This is a genomic window from Candidatus Leptofilum sp. (genome assembly GCF_965223285.1).
Lineage (GTDB): Bacteria > Chloroflexota > Anaerolineae > Promineifilales > Promineifilaceae > Leptofilum.
Genome location: NZ_OZ244997.1, coordinates 3,902,717 through 3,924,759 on the forward strand (window position 1 = coordinate 3,902,717; position 22,043 = coordinate 3,924,759).

Genomic DNA, 22,043 nt, shown 5'->3' on the forward strand with positions numbered 1-22,043 from the left:
TCTTGGGAATACCAACATGCGCCCTTCTAATTTTATTGAATCGTTGTTGGTTAACGACCTTGCATCACTGCACCGACAGTATCACATGCTGGGCAACCGCCGTTGGGGCGAATCATCGCGTACCCTGCCTGCGGGTCATCTCCCCAGGTGGTAAAGTCCACATTGAAGATAATAATCATCCGCACACGACCGCTATTGGCACCCAGGCTAACCGCCTCGGCCAAATATTGGGCGTGTTCGGCCACCGTAAGGTTGTAAGGCGCGCGCCACAAGAAGCCAGACGGCACAAAGCCCCACTCTTCACCGCTCAGGTAGCCTAGCTCTGTAAAGCATAGCTGCCCAGCACCCGCCGCCACATAGGCATTGATCATGCCCTGGAAGTAGCGTGTGTAGTGGCCACCATTGCCACGTGGATCACCACTGGTGGCGGCTGGAGGCATGATGCCTTCATTGTAATGGACGCCAATACAGTCCGAAACGGAGCCTGCGCCTGCGGCCATCATGCCAGCGATGTAGGGGGCGTCGTCACAGCCACCACCACCGCAGCCACCGGCAAAGAAACCAGTTGGCGCGGGCGCACCTGAAATAACCAAAATGTTTGGATTGGCTCCCTTGATGGCGTTGTACGCCGGGCGCAGCATGTTGTTAACGTAAGAGGCCGGATTAATTTCTCCATTAGGCCATTCACGCGTGATGTTCATTTCATTCCACACTTCGATGGCATCTGGCGGGTCGGGCAAGGAGGCTACCCCACGCAGAAATTCGACATAGCCGTTGAAGTCAATGCTGGTTGGGTTGAGCTGCCCTGGGATGCTAAGAAGCACTTTAAACCCAGCATTATGCCCTTCGGTAATGAGACCTTGCACGTCTGTGGCTGAATTACCTGGGCTCCATTTGTGCTGCCGCTTAATCCACGTCATGCCAGAGGATTGCATAGCCCCAATAGGCATACCGGCGGATTGGCCACCCAGTTCAAAAGTTGCGTTGGTAACGGGCGGGGGGGGCGGAGCTGCTGGGGAGGTACCACCACCATCACTAACCGTGGGCGGATCTACTTCTACAATCTCCAGGCTGCTCACATCCAGATTGCTGTTCAGGTCTAGCAGGGTGCCAAAAATCCAGCCTTTTGTACCATCAGTTGGCATGGTAATCTGGAACCAACTGGCGTTTGAATTGCGACCAATCACATCAACGCGTGTTCCCTGGCTTAACCCACCTGCAATGAGGCCGTAGGATAACCCTGGCCCCAAACGGACGTTGGCGTTTACATTGACCACCGCATCGGCATCACCTGGGTCGATGGTTCCACTGCCACCGGTAGATTCTGTGGGGGTGACAACGGCCGTTTCTGCTTCAGCTTCTTCTACTACAGAGGCGGCCACGTTAACTATGACAGAACCCAACGTTGCGACCGCTTCACCCAGAGCAAACTCGGCATTGATCGTGTAGTCGCCTTCTGCTTCTTCACCGTCCCAGGCAAACGTGAGGTCGCTGCCGCTTTCGCTGGCCAAGATGCTGCCATCTTCGTCCGTGACGGTCCAGACAATGGCCGCTCCGCTGGTTTCTGGTGGTGTGCCAAGGCCGGTAAATGCAGCCAGGGAAGCGGCGTAACCAGCTTCATCTGCTACATTGCCCAGACCACGAACGGCCACACCGCGCAGGCGGTACCGCTCTGCCAGCTCCAGACGGTTGCTGAGGGCGGCGGGGTTACCTAACCAAACATCGTGCGTTTGGTCATTCATTTCGTAGCTGTAGCGGTACGTTAAGCTGGTGCCATCCCATTCTAATGGTGACGCATCGCCAGAGAGGGCCAGTTCGATGGCTGTGCCTGGCTCTACCTCTTCCCCGCCAGCTACAAATTCTATCTGGCCAAAGTTGGCTAGAGCTTGTTCATTGGGCATTTCCAGAAACGCATCGCCCACGCGATCAACTGCTCCAGCGTTAACCATCATGGTGAGCTTGTTACGGTCTACCAGACGGGTGGCCCAGTTGAGTAGCTGCATGCTGGTGCCATTGGTGCCAAAAGATGTTGGGTCCAGCGGCATGTTCAAGTATAAAATATCGGCAATGTCCCCAAGTGCAGTCCAATCTTGTCCACCGGTAAGCCATTGGCCGCCATCCTGCTCCGGTGCAGCTAGGGTAACAGCCAGGGTCAAGTTTTGAGCATGGAGGGCATCGGCCAGGCTGCTAACAAAAGAGGTGAATGCCTCTTTTTGAGAGTCATCCACGCCTTGATAATCCAGATTGATACCTGCGAAGTTGCCGGAAACGGCCGTGTTCACCAGGGAGTTGATCTGGTTCATTTGGGCGGTGGAATCACCCAGCAGCGCGGACAGGGAGCCTTGATCTACAACCCCGCCCACGTTGGTGACGCGCACCAGTGCATCAAACTCGCCTTCTGGTAATTCTGTCACTTCACCTTGCAGATCGCCCGTGCCAACCAGCGTCAGCGTACCAGCCGACAGCTCTGTGAGGCTGGCAAGGGTCGGATCGGCCAGGGATTGCAGGGGCAGAAGCTCGGCCCCAACGGCAACCGTTTCTGGCTCGCCCGGCTCAACCAGGGCAAACGCCTGGTACAAATTGTGATCTGGCGAAACGATTTGGCGGGTTTCCAAGTCGAGTTGGCTAGGGATAAAGTTCCAACTTCCGCCGTTCCAGCCATAGAGATCGACCATTTCAACGGCCGTTCCGGCGGGTACATTGATTGCCACTTTGCCGCTGAGGGCGTTGGCATCATGGTCTACCTTATAAACATTGCCACGCACGGTGCTGTTGGCGGGGAATGCGCCCAGTTCGGCAGCCGCATCACTTTCGCTGAGGCTGCTAACATTGACCACCGCGCTGGTGTCGCTAACGAGTACATCTACCTCACCAGCAATAGATGGGCTGCTGGCGGCGACAGTTTCTGCTTCGGTTGGGGCTGCAGTGGGCGAGCTTTCTGTGGTTGTGTCTTCTTCACCGCCAAAGCCAAGCCGTTCCCCTAATGAGATGGGGGGCAAAAACAGACCAGCGATGATGAGAATTACAACGAGTACAATTCCGCCGACTAACATGCCAGAGCGTGCAGGTTGTTCAATTTCTGAGGTGGTGTCTTCAGACGGCCGTTCCTCTTCCATAACTTAATACCTCCGTTGGTTCACAACTAGCTGCTGCATTAGGATAGACTTAGGTGGGGATACGGCCGTTTTCAGGCAAGGTAGATAAACAACAGCTTGATAGCCATTGCTGCGGAATCTACCACTTTTTATCCTCTTCCCTAAAATATTATGAACACCTATGCAGCATTCATGCAAAAAGCGGCTTATGAACGGTTTTACCAAAAATAGCAATCTAATCGTTCAATATGAGCCGCTTCTTCTCTGGTCATATCAATTTTTACCAGAGCGGCGAACATTCTAGCACAATGATGAAAAAGGAGGCAAACAAGGGTAAGGCTGCTTACATTAAACAGGAGAATCTTTGAGGAAACGTTAAGAATGCAGAGGCGTTGCACAGCAACGTCTCTGCAACAAATTAATATTCATCAACGCCAAAAACCAGCGTGTCTGGGTGAATATCTTTCCAGCCGAACCAGAAGGACGTTATGCCTTTGTGGCGCGTCAATTGTGAACCAGCCAGTGGCCCTGCCAACGCTTCCCCGGTAAGGGCATCCCAACGAGTGTCGGTTTCATTATCTTGGATGACGAGTGGGGTGTCTGTCGCCACAAAAGTGAGGGTTTGATCATCTACAATGCGGCTAAAGGCAACGGAAACGGCCGTTTCCACATCGAAAATTACCAGCACCGTTTCATCACCCACCGTGTCATTCAGCACAGGTTGCTCGTTGAGCGCACTAAATGCATAGGCAATGGTGGCAGCCTCTAGCTCAACCCCGTTCACAAACTCTTTCACATTCAGCCGATCATCCTGGATTGATTCAGGGATAACGCCTGTTTGGGAGGAAACATAATAGCTGTCGTAGGCGTCGCGGCCACCACGGCGACCATTTTTATCTAAGGCAATGGTATTTGGGTGCAGCTCTTTCCACTGCTCCCAGGTCATCATCCACGAAGGCACAAATTCTAGCTTGGTGCCAACCAGTTCGCCATCAACCGCTTCGCCGAGCAGTTGGCTCCAATAACTTTCTGTTTGTCTGTCATACATGACCAGCACGTTGCGAATCAGCTTGCCAGAAACGCCAAAGGTAAATTCTTCCCCATTAATTTCTCGGGAATACACGATTCCCGTAAAGCAAAGCGGTCACCAGGTAACGGCGATTTTCACGCCGCCAACGGTGTCGTTGACAATTTCATGGTTGCTCAAAAAAGGGACAGAGTAGGCACGAGCATCACCGTCAAATTCTACGCCAATGATCAATTCATCAGGATCATAAAATTCATCTGCTTCCGCAATGCCTAAAAATTGCGGGTTGTCGATGGCCGGGATCGCATCTCGCGGTAGCAGGGTCACAATCTCAAAATCGGCATATTTGTCGGCAGGAAATCGCTCGTTGGCAACAGGTTGCTCCTGGGCAGCTTCCGTGTCGCGGGCGTTGGTTTCGGCTGGTGCAGTGTTGGTGGGTGAAACGGCCGTTTCACTACCGCCACCGCCACAGGCTACCAAAAACAGCAGTGCCAAGAGCAACCATCCTTTTGGTTGATTTAATCGATTCAAGAGCATACACAACTCCTTTTTGCCTGTTTACGATGTTTTGCTTCCTTAATAGTGTAAGAATCTAACGCAGAAGTTCTGTAAGCTTGACACGGATACGGCCGTTGTTATACTCCTCTCATGCCGCAGTGCGTAATAAATCCAATTTTAGAACAAATAAAGGAGTCAGTAAATGACAACCCCAGCCGATATTTTTGCACGAACCCCTGATAACCTTATCCCTGAAAAAGCCGGTGACATGAATGCTGCCGTTGCTTTCGACCTGTCTGGTGAAGAAGGTGGGCAGTGGACCGTCAAAATTGACAATGGCAGCTGCACCGTTGAGGATGGCATTGTTGATGGCGCAGATGCCACCATCAGCATGACTGGCAGCGACTATGTAGATATGATGACGGGCAAGCTAAACCCGATGATGGCTTTCATGGGTGGCAAGGTGAAAGTGAGTGGTGATCTCAACACCGTCATGAAATTCCAGACGATGTTCAAGATGGGATAATTTGTTTTGTAGGGGCGGTTCGCAAACCGCCCTTACTTATTATTTTGGGCAATATCCGCATATTCCTGCCGTTCAGCCGTTTCTAAATCTACCCCCACCAACGACAAAATTTCAGCAATCAGCCCCGCCTTTCGTTCCGCATCGGAGCGGGACCAGGTGCGTGATTTGATTTCCAAAAAGTTACCCGGCACGGCTGGTTCAACCACCTTGTCGAAGTTGATGGCAAAATCTGTATCTTTGAAGATGATGTGCCAGCGCAGGCGATCCTTCACCACCTCAATTTCTGATTCCGGCGCAAAATATTCGCGGTAAAAGCGCAGGCTGCGGTCTGCGTCTGCCCAAAAGCGGGTGCGCGATAGCATTACTGCGTTAGAGAACTCTAGCCGCTCTCCTTCGCCGATGAGCGTGAGGCGGGTGCGCGTCTGGTAAACGTTACCATCTTCCCCCACAAACTCGTCTTCACGGTAGCGTAGCCGGGCAGAATCGGGGTCTTCATCGGCAAAGATGAAGTAATGGTCGTACTGTTTGTAATGGGCGTCCCGCACGATGGTGCAATGCTCGCCGTTGAGGAAGTCAAACACAGCTTCCTTTTCCACCATCGGTGCCTTTACCTGTACCTCAAAACTCTCCTGTCGCTGCACACCAGAGAGCAGCACCAGCTTGTTGTACGGGCTGGATTCTCGCCGCCGCACAAAAGCATCGATCTCGGCAGCAACCTGGGCGGCATCAGCCATCGCCTCCTTTTCGTTGACCGTCAGCAGCTCCTGATTTTGCATGAGCCAACGGCCGTTGCACATCACATGCTGCACATCCCCACTTTTGGCCGCATAGATCAGGCGGGAGTACACGCCATCCGGATTGTTATTGAAGTGAGGCCAGTTGTGCAGGTGATTCATGCTGACTACCGCCAAATCAGCGCGTTTGCCTACTTCCAGGCTACCCGTCACTTCCCCCATGTGCAAGGCGCGTGCGCCGCGCCGCGTCACCAGCTCTAGGGCTTGCCGAGCCGGCAGCACTGTAGGGTCGCTGGATTGCGCTTTGGCCAGCAGGGCTGCCAGCCGCACTTCCTCAATCATGTCCAGATCGTTGTTGCTGGCGGGGCCGTCGGTGCCGACCCCCAGATTGATTCCTACATCTAGCATCGCTTTCACGTTGGCGATCCCGCTGGCCAGCTTCAGGTTGCTGCTGGGGCAGTGGGCCACACCTGCGCCCGCTTGCTTCAGGGCAAACATTTCGCTTTTTTCCAGATGAACGCAGTGGGCAGCCAGTAACTTGGTGTTGAGCAGGCCGTGCTTGGCAATAACGGGCACCACAGGTGTGTGGTGCTGCTGGCGAGCGTTTTCTACCTCGAAGCTGGTTTCGGCGACGTGGGTGTGAATTGGCACGTCAAAAGCGCGAGCTAAGTCGGCGCAGGCGCGGTCCATTTCTGGCGTGCCGGTATACCAGGCGTGGGGGGCCACCGCAGGCTGGATGAGCGGATGGCCGTTCCATCGCTCGATGAAGCGGCGGGCGAGGACGAGGGCGTCTTCATAAGTGGCGGCGTCTGGGGCGGGGAAGACGAGGACGGTTTGCCCTAGCAAGGCTCTCATGCCGATGACGGCCGTTTCCTCCGCAATCGCCTCTTCAAAGTAGTACATATCGGCAAAGGTGGTCACGCCAGAGCGGATCATCTCGGCGCAGGCGATGCGCGTGCCCAGCTTCACAAAGTCCGGCGTCACAAACTCCCGCTCGACTGGCATCAGGTAGCCCAGCCAGACGTCCAGTCGCAGATCGTCATTCAACCCTCGGAACAGGGTCATGGGTACGTGCGTGTGGGCGTTGACCAATCCCGGCATGATGACTTGCCCGGCGCAGTCTACCGTTTCGTCGGCCTGGAATTCGGCGGTAAGGGTGGCTGTGGGGCCAATCGCTACAATCGAATCTCCTGCAACTGCCACTGCGCCATTCTCAATAATCTCAAACTGCTCATTCATGGTGACGACGGTGCCGCCTGTGAGCAAAATATCAGCCTGTTGAGGCATGTTTCCTCCGTTTTCGGTAATCGGTATTCGGTATTCAGTAGTTACCGATAACGGATTACTGTTTACCGTTTACGGCATCGAGGGGATTATACCGAATTCCTGCTACAATGATGAATCTGTTATACTTTGGGAAGTTAGTCACATTAGTAACGTAAACTATTTTCTGCAATGAAGGTGGTAATAATGAGACAGTGGGAAGCAATAGAAGCTGTTGAGCGTGATCCAAACAAGATTAGCGGTGCTTGGGTCTTTCGAGGAACAAGGGTTCCGGTCTCTGCATTATTCGAGAATCTACGGGATGGTGCTACGGTGGAGGAGTTTTTAGAGTGGTTTCCTGGCGTAGAGCGAGTCCAGGTTGAGGCTGTCCTTGATTATGAAATAGAGATGTTGGCAAGTGCCATCTAAATATGAAGATTTTGTTTGATCAGGGAACACCAGTACCCTTACGTCGCCATCTCATTGAACATACTGTGGTCACAGCCTATGAACAAGGGTGGTCTAAATTGTCAAATGGCGATTTGCTACAAGCGGCTGAGGAAGCAGGTTTCCAACTGTTTATTACAACTGACCAAAACTTACGCTACCAGCAAAATTTGCGAGAGCGTCAAATGGCAATTGTCGTCTTGCTCTCTACCTCGTGGCCTAAAATCAGTCACCGTATTGACGAAATAAAAGATATTGTCAACGCGATGAGTGTGGGTGGTTACGCTGAAATTCCGATCTAACTCCATTCTGTAGACTAACCAACCATATTCATCGACATCCTCATGAAACCTTTGAAGATACGGCCGTTCCAACCCACAAACGACGACTACAACGCCCTCATCCAGATGAACCGCTTTCGCAACCCGGATGAGCAGCTAACGGTGGCTATTTTGCGGCAGGATGATGCTGCGTTTTTTGATGAATTTACGGCCGTTCGCGTCCTCGGTGAGCTTGGTGGGCAGGTAGTGGCACGAGGCACCCATTATCACAAACCTGGCGCAAAGCAGGTTCAGTTTGCGCTTTATGTGCTGCCAGATTGGCAAGAAACGGCCGTTCCCACCCAAATGCACCGCTACCTGTTAGCTGAAATCGCCAGGTTGCAACCAACCAAAATTGTGAGCGAGCCGCCGGAAAATGAGACGTTTCGTACCAAATTATTGGAAGCCGATGATTTTAAGCTGATGATGCGCTTTCCCCGCTCCGCGCTGGACGTGCGGCAGGTGCGACTGGCCGATTACGAGGCCATGATGGCCAGCGTTCGAGAGCAAGGCATTCGCTTTGTTACTCTGACCGACGTGATGCAGGCAGACCCCGAGTGGCAGCACAACATCTGGCAGCTATTTACCCAAATCGAGCAGGACATTCCCACGCCCCACCCAGAACCACCAACCCCATTTGAAGCGTATGCCAACTATTACCAGGGCGAGGACTTCCGGCCCGATTCTTGGGCGATTGCGGTGGATAAGCAGGCTGAGTATGTGGGGATGTGTGTGGTGAATGTGATGAGTAGACGGCCGTCTGCACTTTTTGCCGGCATCACGGGCGTCATCTGCAGCCATCGCCGCCGCAAAATCGCCACCGCCCTAAAATTGCAAAGTATTCAATACGCTCAAGAAAACGGTTTCCATACCATCCGCACCGACAACGAAGAAAACAATCCCATGTTCCAGCTCAACCTGGAATTAGGCTTCAAGCCCCTGCCCGCCTGGACTTTTTACGAAAAAGAGTTGTAGCCGCAGATTCTTTCTGCGCCACTGGTACGCGGAAAGAATCCGCGGCTACGTAAAAGCCCCATTTCAAAGGATTTCCCACTATGCGCATGATCGATCTGATTGAAAAAAAACGTGATGGCAAAACGCTTTCCACGGCCGAAATTGAATGGTTTATTCGCGCCTACACCGCTGACGAGGTGACCGATTACCAGGTTGCGGCCTTGCTGATGGCCATCACCATTCGCGGCATGGATCGGCGCGAGACGGTAGATTTAACGCTGGCCATGGCACGCTCTGGTGACGAGCTCGATTTGCACGACGTGGCCCCGCTGGTTGTGGATAAGCACTCCTCCGGTGGTGTGGGCGACAAAACGACGCTGGCCGTGCAGCCGCTGGTAGCTGCCTGTGGCGTACCCGTGGGCAAGATGAGCGGTCGTGGCCTCGGCTCCAGCGGCGGCACGCTGGACAAAATGGAATCCATTCGTGGCTGGCATTTCGAAATGCCTATCGAGCAGTTCAAAAAACAGTTGGGGGAGATAGGCTTGGTGCTGGCCGGGCAAACGGCCGTCCTTGCCCCCGCCGATAAAAAGTTATACTCTCTACGCGACGTCACCGGTACGGTGGCCAGCGTGCCGCTCATTGCTGGCTCCATCATGTCTAAAAAGCTGGCGGCTGGCGCCGACGCGATGGTGCTGGACGTGAAAACTGGCTCTGGGGCGTTCATGCCCACGGTGGAAGCGGCGCGTGAACTGGCGCAGGTGATGGTCGATATCGGCACGGATGCCGGGCGGAAGGTGGTGGCCCTCATTTCTGACATGAATCAACCACTTGGCCACGCCGTTGGCAATGCGCTGGAAGTGAAAGAGGCGATTGAAACGCTGCAAGGGGGCGGCCCCGCTGATTTTTGGGCACATTGCCTGGAGGTGGCGGGCCACATGCTGCTGCTGGCGGGTAAGGCAGACAGTTTGGACGGGGCGAAGGAGTTGGTAACGGCCGTTCGCCAAAATGGCACCGCCTTCGAAAAATTCCGCCAAATGGTAGCCGCGCAGGGTGGCGATGTGGCTCAGGTAGACGACCCTGGCTTGCTGCCGCAAGCCAAATTTGTGGAACCGATTTTGGCACCTCGTGGAGGCACAATTGCGGCTGTGGCGACGGGTGAGATTGGTTGGGCAGCGGTGCGCTTAGGCGGCGGCCGTTTTGTGAAAACCGACCAGATCGACCACGCGGTTGGCTTTGTGCTGCCCGCCAAAATTGGAGACTCGTTTGCCGAAGGGGATGTGCTTGGCACCGTCCACACCAACGACGAAGCGAAACTGGCCCAAGCCCGCGAGGAGCTACTCGCCGCCCTCACCTGGTCATATGATCCTGTGCCGCCCCAGCCTCATTTCCACGGCACAATCTCGTAAAATTTGTCATTCTGAACAAAGTGAAGAATCCCAACTAAACACATTATGACAAGTGAGAGTTTGAATGAAAATATGTGGGGTTGTTGCTGCTAATTGTGTCCACACTCCAATCTGGCGTAACCAGATGCTGGCTTATTGTATTTCTTATTCAACAATTTGCACGCGAATGCCTACTCCTCTTATTCCTTCCGCAACATCTTCGGAGAGATCGATTAGCAGGTGGGGAGGGAAAGATCTATCTGCCCCGGCAACAAACAAACTGTCTCCAGAGCGAAAAAGGAATAAGTTACTGTTTTCAACCCAACCGAGGAACGGGGAATATGAATCTGAGGGGAAACGTAGGGGCTGATGGTCAAGTGTGGCAGTATGGAAAACTTGGATCATTTGATTATGTCCATCTACAAGCAGCCATCTCCCATCAGGAGATAGACTGAGCTTTGGGGTATAGTTTACATTACTCACAATCTGTTGCCTGATCAACTCACCGCTTTGGCTATCCAACAGCAACAATTCATATCGATTGTTGCTTGTTGTATTGCTTACAAGATAGTAAGCATCGGCCTCTGAATGCCACACAAACGAAAATTGGGGATAGAATCCCAATTGAATTCTTTCTGTGGCTTCAGTAGCTGGAAAAACGAGAGAGTATATATTCAGAACGTCCCCGCCAGGTACAGCCACTAACTCCAACTGTAATGGCGGTGTTTCTGGCTTACGGTAGGCAACGATCTCCTGACTATTTGCGGACCATGCGATTTTCTCAAATTGACTGACTTGAGTTTCTCCATTAGCAAGATTTACTAAGATGTTAGCTTCAAATTCTGGCACTCCACTTTCAACGTTGCTCTGCTCAATCTGTAACCACTGTCCATTTGGTGACCATTCACTGATAAACCCAATTCCACTGTCGAAGGTGGGGCCAACCTGAGTCAGGTCACCGGTATTTAAAGAAAGCCGGAAGAGAGCCCATGACCTGTCAGTTTGGGAAATCTGGGTGAAGTATACGGTATCCTCGCCATTCGGATCCCACCTCACCCGGTCAAACAAGATAGCATTTCCAGGTTGAGTTTCATACACAAGGGTTGTAACATTTGTAGAGCTGTCCCAAACCCAAATTTGCGATTGCCACGCTTTTTCGGTATCTGTTTCTGCATAAACAAGGGATAGTTCAAAGTTGATTGGTTCGACCGAAGGAGTTGGGGGGTTCTGTATGATCGTCGGCGTTGGTTCCCCGGTTTCTTTAGTGGCTACGGCAGTTAGTGACGCCACCGGCTTTGTCACCGTTGGCGTCTGAAAATCAAAAGTTTCAGGAGTAGCTCTCGATTCGGACTCGCTCTGCTCAACCGTTGTGGTAGGTGGGTTTGCTTGCGATGAAGCCGCATTGGATTCAGGCTGTGCATCACGCACGTTACAGGCTGCTAGCAAGGCAAATACCAGAAAAAATAACAAGTGGATTCTACCAGCATGTTTTAAATGAAATTTTTTGCAATGATACGCGCTCATCTTTCCCCCCTGGTGGGACGCGGTTTATCTCTACGCGGTTGTCAATGCCACATCACAATTTGCTGCCTGCTCCCTCCTAAATTTGGCAGCTTTCTATGAAGCCTATTGTAATTGAACAGCATGAGATGGAGCAATATTATTCTGTTAAGTCACCCTAAACAAGCCAGCGAAGCTATACAGTGAGGACACCCGTCCGCGGCAGAGGCTTGGTAAGGATGTTTCGCTCTCAACATGACAAGTGGGGATTAGAACGAAAAGGCAGCGGGGTTGTTGCTGCTGATGGTGTCCACGCCCCAGTCAAGCAGGGTGGGGTAATCCCAATAAAAGCCACCGGGGGTGCAGGCGTAGTCCGCCTTTTGGATGAGTTGTACCTCATCCTGCGTCAAAAAGTCCGTGGCGGGGCTAAGGGCGTCTAGCTGCATATCCCCAATCATTGCCAGCGGATCGCAAAAACGGCCAACATAAATCAAGCTCACGGTCAAGTTGGGGTTCATCTGCTTGACGCGGCGCAGAGCAAATTGGTCGAAGCTGATGATGACGACCTGGTCTTCCATGCCGTGCTGCTCGATCAGACGCACCACCTCGTGGTCCAGGCGCGGGTTGAAGATGGGGCCGTGCTTGAGTTCAATCATCAGCGCCACGCGGTCTTTGGCCCAAGCAAGCAGTTCATCTAGCAGCGGCATTTTTAACCCAGCAAACTGTGGGTCGAAGTAGCTGCCCACGTCGAGGCTGCGCAAAAATTCGGCCGTGAAATCCCCGATCTGCCCGCGAATGCCCGTTTTGTACTGCAAATCTGTGTCGTGGAACAAGATGACTTGGGCATCGGCGGTAAGCTGCACGTCTAGCTCCAGTAAATCGGCACCCCCGGCCAGCCCGGCCTCAAACGATGGCATCGTGTTTTCTGGGGCTACATCCATCGCTCCCCGGTGGCCTACAAGGAGGGGACGGCCGTTCTTCGCACGTCTCAGTTCGTACATACCAGCTTCCTTTTCAGTTGAGGAAGACTACAAAAGTCTCGAAGACTTTTGTAATCTTAATTGCCCAGTGTTTTTTGGACCACCTGGGCAACCAGTTCGCGCAGTTCGGTTTGATTGAGGGAGGAGGTTTTGGGGGATGTGGCCGTGTCTAACGGTTGTATCGCCGGCAAGTGAGCCTCATTTGCCGCGTGGCGCGTGCCGCATATCTGACAAAATTCCAGCCGCTCTGTGGCGTGGCTATACCCCTTCTGGTCGCGTATGGTCAGCAATTTTTCAACCTCATGGGGTGGTAGTGGGTTGTCTACGCCCAACTGGGCCAGCATAAAGCCAATTCGTGCATTTTGCTCCAATGTTTCCAGCCGTATAAACGCCTGCAAGGGGGAATTGCCAACGGTGAGCGAGCCGTGCCGCTGTAACACCAAGCCATCGTGGTTGCGAATCAACTCACGGATGGCGCGGACGTTTTCCACGCTAGATGGCGTCGCATACTCTGTAGTCGGCACGATGCCCAACATCACAATGACCTCTGGCAGCAGGCAGCGGGCCATGGGCACGCCCGCAATGGAAAGAGCGACGGCATGGGGTGGGTGAGCGTGAACCACAGCCTGAATGTCTGGGCGTTGGCGATATGCTTCCAGGTGCATGGGAAGTTCGCTAGTGGGTTTGAGGTTGGCGGAACGGCTGTAGCCACTCCGCACCACGTTCCCCTCCAAATCAACTATTAGCATTTGCTCTGGCCCTAGCATCCCTTTATGTAAATCTGCTGGGGTGATGAGCAAGCGGTCTGGCCCCAGCCGCGCCGAAATATTGCCGTCGCTGGCCAAAATAAACCCTTTTTCATACATCAAACGGCCGATTTTCACGAACGTTTGGCGCAACTCTTGTTCATTGACGCGCATTACGTTTTTGCTCCCAGGGCTACTTCATACCGCTTTACTTCCTGACTCAGCCGGGTGGGCTTGCCGTTAAACTCCCGCCAATCCAGCTTCTCTAGTGTCAGCTTCCACAAAATATCGGTCAGGGCTGCGTTTACAGGCGTGGCGACGCCCAACGCCTTGCCCGCTTTGGCGATGGCTCCATTGTGATAAACCACCTCGCTTTTCCCCTTGCCAGCCGTCAGATCAATGTGGAAAGAGGGCATTTTGTCGCCGCGCCCATCTGCCACCAGCTTGGTCAATCCCGGCTTTAGCAGGGCACGGGGCAGGCGCCGCACAGAAAATGCGAGCTTGGTGGCTGGCACGGCGGGCAAATCCATTACCTTGTGCCCCGCCGCCTGCATGACCGCCAGCGTTTCTTCCAGCATCTTGATCTCCATATCGAAAATGGCGTCTGAACGGTAAATCAAACCGGGGCGTCGGTTCAAAATAGCAGAGGTGGCGTTGGCAATAATATTGAGGAACGCTTTAGACCATTTCATCGACTCATATGATTTGAATGCCTTGGTTGTCAAGCCCGCCTCTTTGAACAGCTTCAACCACTGCCTTATATCTTGCTTGGGCTGCGTGGGAGAGAGGCAGATGCCGCCATCTGACCGTTCGGCAACCAGCTGGGTGGTGGTTTCTTTGCGGATGGGTAAGGTGAAGGAGCCAGCCAGAACACGCTCGGCACCAAACTGCTTGATGAGGCCTGTTTCTACGCCAATACCGTTTTGGGTGGTAAGTATCATGTTGGGTTCGGGGCAAAAGGCAATGAGGGGATCGATGGCGCGGGCTATGTCGTATGCTTTCATGGCCAGGATAATAAGGTCGTACTGTTGCCCTTCTTTGAAGGCCTGGGCCACAGAGGTAACGGCCGTTGGGTGTGTGACTACGCGTTTGCCATCTTCCGTTACTTCCAGACCCGTTTCGCCAATCAGGTTGGCCATGACTTCTCGCGTAATGAGGGTGACATTGTGTTTTTGCTGCGCCAGTCGTGCGCCCAGATAGCCGCCAACTGCGCCTGCACCATAAATTAAGATGTCCATAAGCTTCTTCCGCTATATTTTTTTGCCACAGAGAACACAGAGAAAAAAGAGAAAAACCTCCACAATCTCTGTGTTCTCTGTGGCTAATTTTATTCTGCGCTCAATGTGCTGCCAATGAAGTTGGGCTGGCCACGTAGAAAGTCGGGTACGGCCGTTGCGCGCTTCCCGGCTAGCTGAACTTCTTCTAAAACCAATGCCCCATCTCCGGTAAGCACCGCCGCGCCTTCTTCGTACGCGACCACGCTGCCCGCATTGCCACTGGGGAGACGGCCGTTTGCCGCTGAAGCCGCCTTTATTTTGAGCATCTTGCCTTGCCAACTGGTAAACGCCCCCGGCCAAGGCGTCATGGCGCGAATACGGCGATCAATCTCTGCACTGGTTTGTTGCCAGTTTAGACGGCCGTCTGCTTTGCTAATCATCGGTGCATAAGTCGATTGTTCATCATCTTGGGCCGTTGGTGTGAGGCTGCCAGCTACAATATCTTCTAGATGGGCCGCCAGCAGGGAGCCGCCCATTTCTGCCAACCGATCGTGGAGGGAAGCGGCCGTTTCCGTGGGCGAAATGGGTGTGGATTCACACACAAAAACTGGCCCAGTGTCTAGCCCAACATCCATCTGCATCAGGCAAACGCCTGTTTCTGCATCCCCGGCCAAAATGGCGTGCTGGATGGGAGATGCGCCCCGCCAGCGCGGCAACAGCGAGGCGTGGATGTTGAGACAGCCGTGCGTGGGCAAATTTAGCACGTGCGGCCGTAAAATCTGGCCAAACGCGGCCACCACAATGATCTCTGGCTGCCAATCGCGCAGGGGCTGTGCCGCCTCTTCATTGCGTAATGATTTGGGCTGGTAAATGGGGATGTTGGCGGCCAGGGCGGTGAGTTTAACGGGGGACGGCCGTAGCTGCTTGCCGCGCCCCGCTGGTCGGTCTGGCTGCGTTACCACCCCAACCACATTTTGCGTTTTAATTAAAGTTTGTAGAACGGGTACGGCAAAGTCCGGCGTACCCATAAAGACAACATTTACCATAACGGCATTCTAACCATGATTTTCCTGTTTGCAAAGTTGTTGACGTAAAGTCTACTGCCATTTACAATGCAAATGTAATTGCATGGTTGGTTGGTGAGCAACGTAACGCCAATCCCAAAACTGTACGCTTAGGAGGCAAACTGAATGAGCGACGATATTGATATTGTAAACGACGAAATGGGTCTGACTGGGCCAACTGATGATGATAAGCTATGGTCGTTACTGGCTTATATTTTTTCGCCCCTAGTGCCAATTATCATCTTTTTGATTGAGGATAAGAAAGAACGGCCGTTTATCAAAGCCCACAATGGGCAAGCCCTGGTCTGGGGTATTCTTACATTTATCGTAAGTGCCGTTACCTCATTTTTGTGCGGTATTCCAGGTTTAGCCATGTGGATTGTGGCTATTTATTGGGGCTGGCAAGCGTACCAGGGGCAAGAAGTGACCATTCCTGTCATCACCGATTTTGTGAAAGGTCAGGGCTGGGCTTAATTAGTCTAAACTTGGTTCCGTAAATTTTGGCCAGTCCAGACAGCTATGTCGGGGCTGGCTTTCTTTTTTGAAACCTATAACCTCCCGGAGGTTTGACAGCGTATGCAACTTTTTGGGCGGAACCTCCGGCAGGGTTGCTTCACAGTCACTTTACAAGTTTAACAGGAGGTTCTTATGGATGTTGCAAAAGCATTTACCTATTTTGCAGAAGATGAACGGTGGCTAGGTAAACTGGTCATTGGGGTTTTGGTTTCGCTAGCTTCTTTTTTGATTTTGCCAGGATTTTTGCTATCTGGCTACATGGTGGGGATCACCCGCAATGTGATGAATGGTAAGAAACGGCCGCTTCCCGAATGGGAAGATTTAGGCACACTTTTTATGGATGGACTGTCCATTGTGGTGGCATCCATCGTGTACACATTGCCATTTTGGCTACTCACCTGCATCGCCTTTATCACTACCATCGGCTTTGGCGGCCTCAGCGAAGCCACTCAAATTAGTGAAGATGCTGTGGCGGCGGGCATTTTGGCCACGTGGGGTCTCATTGGCTGCCTCTTTATCATTTTCATGCTGGCCTTCTTCTTTATCAGCCCAGCCATTGTGATTCAGTACGTGCGCGAAGGCAACCTGAGTGCCTGCTTCCGCTTTGGCGAAGTGCTGGGCATCGTGCGCGACAATTTTGGCGATATTCTCATTGCTGGGCTGACGCCATTTGCTGCCAGCTTGGTGCTTTCTATTGTGGTAACCGCCTTAAACGCGATCATTTGCATAGGGACAGTTATTGGGTTTCTGTTGAGCTTTGTGATGGGTCCCTACCTGGCGGCCGTAACTGGCCATCTCTACGGTCAAATTGCGAGCAAAATTGGCGGCACCCCACCTGCCGAAAAGTTTGCAGCGTAGTGTAAACTTAAACTTCAAAAGTCTTATAGATAGCTTGCCCAGTGCTGGCAGTTATCAAGACTTTTGAAGTTTCTGGCAAATAAAAGAGAACGGCGCACCTTGGGAGGATGCGCCGTTCTGTTGAGAGGGAAGAGGGACAAAAAACCAGCTATTCAGCTAGGTTTTCTTTATCTGGAAGGGTGTCGAGTACGGCCGTAATCTTATCCTGATTCAGCGGGGCGGGGGCGGCAACCAATGGGTACTCCCGCGTACCAAATTTTGTGAGTGCCGTCGCGCCCAGTCCCAAGAACACAATCAGCAGCCAAATCAAGCTCTCGCCAATGACAAATGGAATTGCGCCCAAAAAGCCAATGCCAAATGTAATAGCGGCCGTTCCCAGTGCGGTTGTGATCGCCCGGTTACGGACGTTCATGTTCAGTCGCCGTGCCAAAAAGCCGCCCACAATGTTGCCTACGGTAAACCAGCCCAAAAAGCCAGCGGCCACCATCGCCAATATCATTACCCCAATTAGTGGATAGCCAAGCAAGCCTAGCCCACACAACAGAATAAGGGGAATAGAGATTAGGGCAAGCGTCACGGCGACAAACGGCATTGAAAAGGTGGTAAGCAGGCCAATGGCACCGCTGGCAATGGGCCGTGTGCGCAATGTGTTTTCAATGCGCTGCATCGGTTGTGGTATCAAAGAAGCTGCCGCAAAGGCAAGCAAACCAAACAATACAGACCGGGCAATTGCTGCGGCCGTTCCGCCCAGGATTCTTTGTAAAAGTGGCGGTTCTTCTATTTCAACTTCAACCATTGGCCCTGGATTAAACTCCAAATCGCTTAAAAAGTTTTCTAGCTGAACGGGAATTTCTACATTCAAGTTGGTACAGCTCACGCTGCCGTCACCTGTGGAAGCCCCATTAAAGAGAACGCAATCGCCGTTGAGAACGGCCGTTTCGCTCATGTGCAAATCCCCGTTAAAGAGGACCACATCTCCGTTAACAGTCCCGGAAATTGTTGCCGTGCCGTTGAAAAGAACGATGTCTCCATTAACACGGCCGTCTTCATTCAATTCAAAATCTTCATCAAACAGCACCACGTCGCCGTAAACAACATTGTCGTCATCTACTTCCCGCTGTGCCGATGGCGCAGCCAAGGCCACGCTTGTGGGCACAACCAGAAGCAGCAAAAGAGCAAGAACCCATAAAAGTCGGCGTTGTGTTTTTACTCGTTGCATTTTTAACTATTACCTCGTACAGAAACGGCCGTTGTTTGGTTAACCAACTGGCGGTAAACACCATTCCAGACAAAAACTGTTCCGGCCAAAACCAGCAGCCACCCAACAATCGCTGGTTGCTGCACAATCAACTCCCCAAGCCCTTTAAACAAAGCACCAGAAATAACCCCAACCAGTCGCACCGCCTGCGCCCACACTTGCTGAACAGAGTCAATAAAAGCAGGTTCGCTAATGACGGGTACGATTGTGTTAGCTGCCCAAACCACCAGCAAAATCGGCAATATGCCGCTGAACAGCAGCAGCACATAAATAATGCTGATGGCCCAGAGCCGGGCGCGACGGCTCGGCAGCAGAGCGACCGTTCTTTGGGTAAACCCGGCCGCTGGACTTAGCATTGGGGCTTGCCGAAACAGCGTGTCGATGGCCAAAATGGCGTGCCACTCCTGGCGGCAGGCAGGACACGCCCGCAGGTGAGATTCCAGCTCAGTTTGTTCCTCAGCTGCAAGCTCACCATCGAGCGCGTCCATCATCAACGTGTGAAATCTTTCGTGTTCCATAATTTGCTCCATCATTCTTGTTTCAGATTTTGAATATGCAGGTTCATTTGCCTGCACCGCCAGCCGAAACAACTTGCTGGCGACTATTACCAATACAATTAAGAGGCCAAGGCCCCATCACTTTCCAGGTGCATCCCTGCGGCAACACCAATCTCTGCTAACTGCTTGCGAGCGCGGAAAAGCCGAGACTTAATTGCGCTCACGGTTGTGTCCATCATTTCCGCGATTTCATCATAAGAGAGTTCATGCCAATAGCGCAGCACAACGGCTTCTCTGTATTCAGGTGCCAATTCTGCCAGCAATCTTTGCACCATATCTTCTTGTTGGCTCTGAACCAATTGCGGCTCTGGCCCAGACGATTTTTCTGACATGAGTGCCGGATGCGGCGGCAGTGGCTCATCAATATTGAGCAAAACAGCTCGCCGCTTGCGAATCAGGTCGATACAGTAGTTGGACGTAATGGAAAGCAGCCAGGTGCTAAACTTGTGATTTGGATTGTAGCTATCTAGCCGCGTGTAGGCGCGAATGAATGCTTCCTGGGCAGCTTCTTCGGCTTCGCCTGAGTTGCTCAGCATTCGGTAAGCCAGGTTGTAAACAGGCCGCTGGTATGCTTCTATAATTTTGCCAAAGGCGGCTTTGTCGCCGCGCCGCGCCTGATCCAACCAGACCTGTTCTTCGTTCACCACTTTTTTCTCCTGACGCTTGTCAGTACGCAGTATAGCAGGAAAAGTTTCCTTTGACGCTGGTTGGTTGGCGGTTAGTAAACTACTGTTTTTTAGTGCCATGCTTGACAATGCTGAACCCTCTTTTATAATCGAATATGCTACAATTCAATAGGCAATACGTTGATTGGGACGAGTAGTTGCACAAATTGTGCAAGAGAGTGATGGTTAAGCGATTTTTCAGAAAAGATCGTTGAAAAATTGACTAGCTGAGAGCCATCATCACAAAAAAGGCAATGAAAACCCCCCATGAGTGATTTTCTGAACGGTCGGGCAAACTTTATTGTTTGCCTATTTAGGGGCAGACTTTTGGGTCTGCCCCCCATCTTCTTAAATTTAAGCTTAGTAAGAAAATCCGGATGGCTCCGTTAACGGCCGTTATGAGGGTTATCAGTAAACGGTAATCAGTAATCAGTTAAACCGATTACGGAATACCGATCACTGATTACCGAATTTGGGTGGAACCGCGACGCCATCGCCCCAAACAGGGTGGTGGCGTTTTTATTTTGGGAGATTAGTGATCAGGGATTGGAGATTTGAAAACCAATCTCTAATCTCCAATCTCTACAATTTTTTGGAGGAAGCATGTCGCAACAAAACGGCGTACCGTACGCCGAATCAGAACTTTACAAAATCCGGCATTCGGCCGCGCATGTGCTGGCGGAAGCCGTATTGGAATTTTACCCAGAAGCCAAGTTGGCCATCGGCCCGCCTATTGAGGATGGCTACTATTATGATTTCGATCTGGGCAAAGATGAGAATGACAAGCCAATCACATTTTCACCGGAAGACTTAGAGAAAATCGAAGCCAGAATGAAGCAGCTTTTGAAAAAGAACGCCAAGTTCGAGAAATCTTCCATGACGATTGAGGAAGCCAAGCAATTTTTTGCGGGTCAACCTTACAAACTAGAACTAATTGAAGAATTAGCAGCCGGAAAAGTGGATGAAAATGGCAATCCCATTAGCGAGCCAGTGAGTGAAGTGGGCATTTACACGCAGCGCGAATTTGTGGATTTGTGTCGTGGCCCGCACGTGGCTTTTACAAAGAAGATTAAAGCCAATGCGGCGAAGTTGTTACGCACGGGTGGGGCATATTGGCGCGGTGATGAGAAACGGCCGCAATTACAGCGCATCTACGGCACGGCCTGGCACAACCGAATTGAGTTGGAAGAACATTTGAAGCTGCTGGAAGAAGCCAAAGCGCGCGACCACCGGCGGCTGGGCAAGCAGTTGGGGCTGTTCCACTTGTCGCAGTTGGTGGGGTCGGGCTTGCCGCTGTGGCTGCCCAAGGGTGCCATTTTGCGCGAGAATTTGGAGGGCTTTTTGCGCCAGGCACAGCTTGAGCGTGGCTACCTGCCGGTGATTACGCCACACATCGGCAAGCTGGATTTGTACATCACCAGCGGCCATTATCCATACTACAAAGAGAGCCAGTACACGCCCATTGACGTGGATGATGAAAAGTTCATGCTAAAGCCGATGAACTGCCCGCACCACATCGAAATCTACAAGAGTGAGCCGCACAGCTACCGGGATTTGCCGCTGCGCCTGGCGGAGTTTGGCACGGTGTACCGCTATGAGCAAAGCGGTGAGCTAAATGGCCTGACGCGGGTGCGCGGCTTTACGGTGGACGATTCACACCTTTTTGTGACGCCAGAGCAGCTAGAAGAGGAGTTCATCGGCGTGGTGGATTTGATTCAGCATGTGTTTAACACGATGGGCTTTTCTGATTTTCGGGCGCGGCTGGGCACGAACGATGCCGACAGCGACAAATATGCCGGAACGCCGCAGATGTGGCAGCAGGGCGTTGCCGCTATCAAGCAAGCGGCCGACAAGGTAGGGATGCGCTACACGGTGGAAGAGGGCGAAGCAGCCTTTTATGGCCCGAAGCTGGACTTCATTTTCCGGGATGTGCTAAAGCGAGAGTGGCAGTTGGGCACGGTGCAGGTGGACTTTTTGCTGCCGGAGCGGTTCGACTTGGAATACATGGGTGAAGATGGGCAGAAACATCGGCCGGTGATGATTCATCGGGCACCGTTTGGCAGCATGGAGCGGTTTGTGGGCATTTTGATTGAGCATTTCAACGGATCCTTCCCACTGTGGCTGGCACCGGTGCAGGTGGTGATGGTACCAATTACGGACCGCCATGTGCCATATGCAAACAAGGTGGCGGCAGAGTTGCGGGCGGCCGGGATGCGGGTGGAGGTTGATGCTAGCAACGGCCGTATGAATGCCAAAATCCGTAATGCCCAGCTGCAAAAAGTGCCGTACATGCTCGTCGTTGGTGACAAGGAAGAGGAAGCCAACGCCGTGGCCGTGCGCACGCGCGACAACGAAGATCGCGGCGCGGTTTCCGTCGCCGATTTCAAAACCCAGGCCACTACCTTAATCACTACCAAGTCGATGGAATTATGA

General features: G+C 52.4%; 20 protein-coding genes. 8 read left to right on the plus strand and 12 right to left on the minus strand.

Annotation, left to right across the window (positions count from 1 at the left end; genetic code table 11):
* Positions 1-50: 50 nt before the first annotated feature.
* Positions 51-3,116, minus strand: a complete 3,066-nt coding sequence (locus ACOQPU_RS17580) for a glycosyl hydrolase family 18 protein (protein WP_420641131.1) — start codon at positions 3,114-3,116, stop codon at positions 51-53.
* A gap of 397 nt (positions 3,117-3,513) precedes the next feature.
* Entirely contained in the window at positions 3,514-4,659 is a 1,146-nt protein-coding gene (locus ACOQPU_RS17585; protein WP_420641132.1) for a DUF3179 domain-containing protein, read from the minus strand.
* A 163-nt stretch (positions 4,660-4,822) separates the two neighbouring features.
* Here ACOQPU_RS17585 and ACOQPU_RS17590 point away from each other — a divergent pair, with 163 nt between their 5' ends.
* A complete protein-coding gene (locus ACOQPU_RS17590) occupies positions 4,823-5,146 on the plus strand; it encodes an SCP2 sterol-binding domain-containing protein (protein ID WP_420641133.1) in 324 nt (107 codons plus the stop codon).
* 32 nt (positions 5,147-5,178) lie between these two features.
* On the opposite strand, the gene ACOQPU_RS17595 is transcribed toward ACOQPU_RS17590, so the two are convergent.
* A complete protein-coding gene (locus ACOQPU_RS17595) occupies positions 5,179-7,167 on the minus strand; it encodes an amidohydrolase family protein (RefSeq protein WP_420641134.1) in 1,989 nt (662 codons plus the stop codon).
* 183 nt (positions 7,168-7,350) lie between these two features.
* On the opposite strand from ACOQPU_RS17595, the gene ACOQPU_RS17600 reads away from it, so the two are divergent.
* The 4 genes from ACOQPU_RS17600 to ACOQPU_RS17615 all read left to right on the plus strand — a co-directional run bounded on the left by ACOQPU_RS17600 (position 7,351) and on the right by ACOQPU_RS17615 (position 10,270).
* Positions 7,351-7,572 (plus strand): DUF433 domain-containing protein, encoded by a 222-nt coding sequence (locus tag ACOQPU_RS17600; RefSeq protein ID WP_420641135.1) that lies wholly within the window; start codon positions 7,351-7,353, stop codon positions 7,570-7,572.
* Between the two features lie 2 nt (positions 7,573-7,574).
* Entirely contained in the window at positions 7,575-7,892 is a 318-nt protein-coding gene (locus ACOQPU_RS17605; RefSeq protein WP_420641136.1) for a hypothetical protein, read from the plus strand.
* A 42-nt stretch (positions 7,893-7,934) separates the two neighbouring features.
* Positions 7,935-8,885, plus strand: coding sequence for a GNAT family N-acetyltransferase (locus ACOQPU_RS17610; RefSeq protein ID WP_420641137.1), 951 nt, complete (start codon positions 7,935-7,937; stop codon positions 8,883-8,885).
* Between the two features lie 80 nt (positions 8,886-8,965).
* Positions 8,966-10,270 (plus strand): thymidine phosphorylase, encoded by a 1,305-nt coding sequence (locus ACOQPU_RS17615; RefSeq protein ID WP_420641138.1) that lies wholly within the window; start codon positions 8,966-8,968, stop codon positions 10,268-10,270.
* A gap of 144 nt (positions 10,271-10,414) precedes the next feature.
* On the opposite strand, the gene ACOQPU_RS17620 is transcribed toward ACOQPU_RS17615, so the two are convergent.
* From ACOQPU_RS17620 to cas5, 6 genes are all read right to left on the minus strand, one after another.
* The gene (locus ACOQPU_RS17620; protein WP_420641139.1) at positions 10,415-11,773 is read right to left on the minus strand and encodes a hypothetical protein; all 1,359 of its coding nucleotides are present in this window, start codon (positions 11,771-11,773) and stop codon (positions 10,415-10,417) included.
* Positions 11,774-12,018: 245 nt separating this feature from the next.
* Positions 12,019-12,750, minus strand: a complete 732-nt coding sequence (locus ACOQPU_RS17625; RefSeq protein WP_420641140.1) for a glycerophosphodiester phosphodiesterase — start codon at positions 12,748-12,750, stop codon at positions 12,019-12,021.
* A 56-nt stretch (positions 12,751-12,806) separates the two neighbouring features.
* Positions 12,807-13,649, minus strand: a complete 843-nt coding sequence (locus ACOQPU_RS17630) for a class II aldolase/adducin family protein (RefSeq protein WP_420641141.1) — start codon at positions 13,647-13,649, stop codon at positions 12,807-12,809.
* Positions 13,649-14,713, minus strand: coding sequence for a ketopantoate reductase family protein (locus tag ACOQPU_RS17635; RefSeq protein WP_420641142.1), 1,065 nt, complete (start codon positions 14,711-14,713; stop codon positions 13,649-13,651). Before ACOQPU_RS17635 ends, ACOQPU_RS17630 begins: the two co-directional genes overlap by 1 nt.
* 89 nt (positions 14,714-14,802) lie before the next feature.
* Complete coding sequence (fmt, locus tag ACOQPU_RS17640) at positions 14,803-15,738, minus strand: methionyl-tRNA formyltransferase (protein ID WP_420641143.1); 936 nt, start codon at positions 15,736-15,738, stop codon at positions 14,803-14,805.
* Between the two features lie 61 nt (positions 15,739-15,799).
* Positions 15,800-15,934, minus strand: coding sequence for a CRISPR-associated protein Cas5 (gene cas5, locus ACOQPU_RS17645; RefSeq protein ID WP_420641144.1), 135 nt, complete (start codon positions 15,932-15,934; stop codon positions 15,800-15,802).
* On the opposite strand from cas5, the gene ACOQPU_RS17650 reads away from it, so the two are divergent.
* Both ACOQPU_RS17650 and ACOQPU_RS17655 read left to right on the plus strand, forming a co-directional pair.
* Positions 15,883-16,230, plus strand: coding sequence for a DUF4870 domain-containing protein (locus tag ACOQPU_RS17650; RefSeq protein ID WP_420641145.1), 348 nt, complete (start codon positions 15,883-15,885; stop codon positions 16,228-16,230). The genes cas5 and ACOQPU_RS17650 overlap by 52 nt on opposite strands.
* Before the next feature lie 174 nt (positions 16,231-16,404).
* On the plus strand, positions 16,405-17,130 hold the full coding sequence (locus ACOQPU_RS17655; RefSeq protein WP_420641146.1) for a DUF4013 domain-containing protein: 726 nt from the start codon (positions 16,405-16,407) through the stop codon (positions 17,128-17,130).
* 148 nt (positions 17,131-17,278) lie between these two features.
* On the opposite strand, the gene ACOQPU_RS17660 is transcribed toward ACOQPU_RS17655, so the two are convergent.
* From ACOQPU_RS17660 to ACOQPU_RS17670, 3 genes are all read right to left on the minus strand, one after another.
* Positions 17,279-18,349 (minus strand): polymer-forming cytoskeletal protein, encoded by a 1,071-nt coding sequence (locus ACOQPU_RS17660; RefSeq protein ID WP_420641147.1) that lies wholly within the window; start codon positions 18,347-18,349, stop codon positions 17,279-17,281.
* Positions 18,350-18,351: 2 nt separating this feature from the next.
* Positions 18,352-18,906: an anti-sigma factor family protein gene (locus ACOQPU_RS17665; protein WP_420641148.1), complete on the minus strand. Its 555-nt coding sequence runs from the start codon at positions 18,904-18,906 to the stop codon at positions 18,352-18,354.
* A gap of 98 nt (positions 18,907-19,004) precedes the next feature.
* On the minus strand, positions 19,005-19,589 hold the full coding sequence (locus ACOQPU_RS17670) for an RNA polymerase sigma factor (RefSeq protein WP_420641149.1): 585 nt from the start codon (positions 19,587-19,589) through the stop codon (positions 19,005-19,007).
* A gap of 624 nt (positions 19,590-20,213) precedes the next feature.
* On the opposite strand from ACOQPU_RS17670, the gene thrS reads away from it, so the two are divergent.
* A complete protein-coding gene (gene thrS / locus ACOQPU_RS17675) occupies positions 20,214-22,043 on the plus strand; it encodes a threonine--tRNA ligase (RefSeq protein ID WP_420641150.1) in 1,830 nt (609 codons plus the stop codon).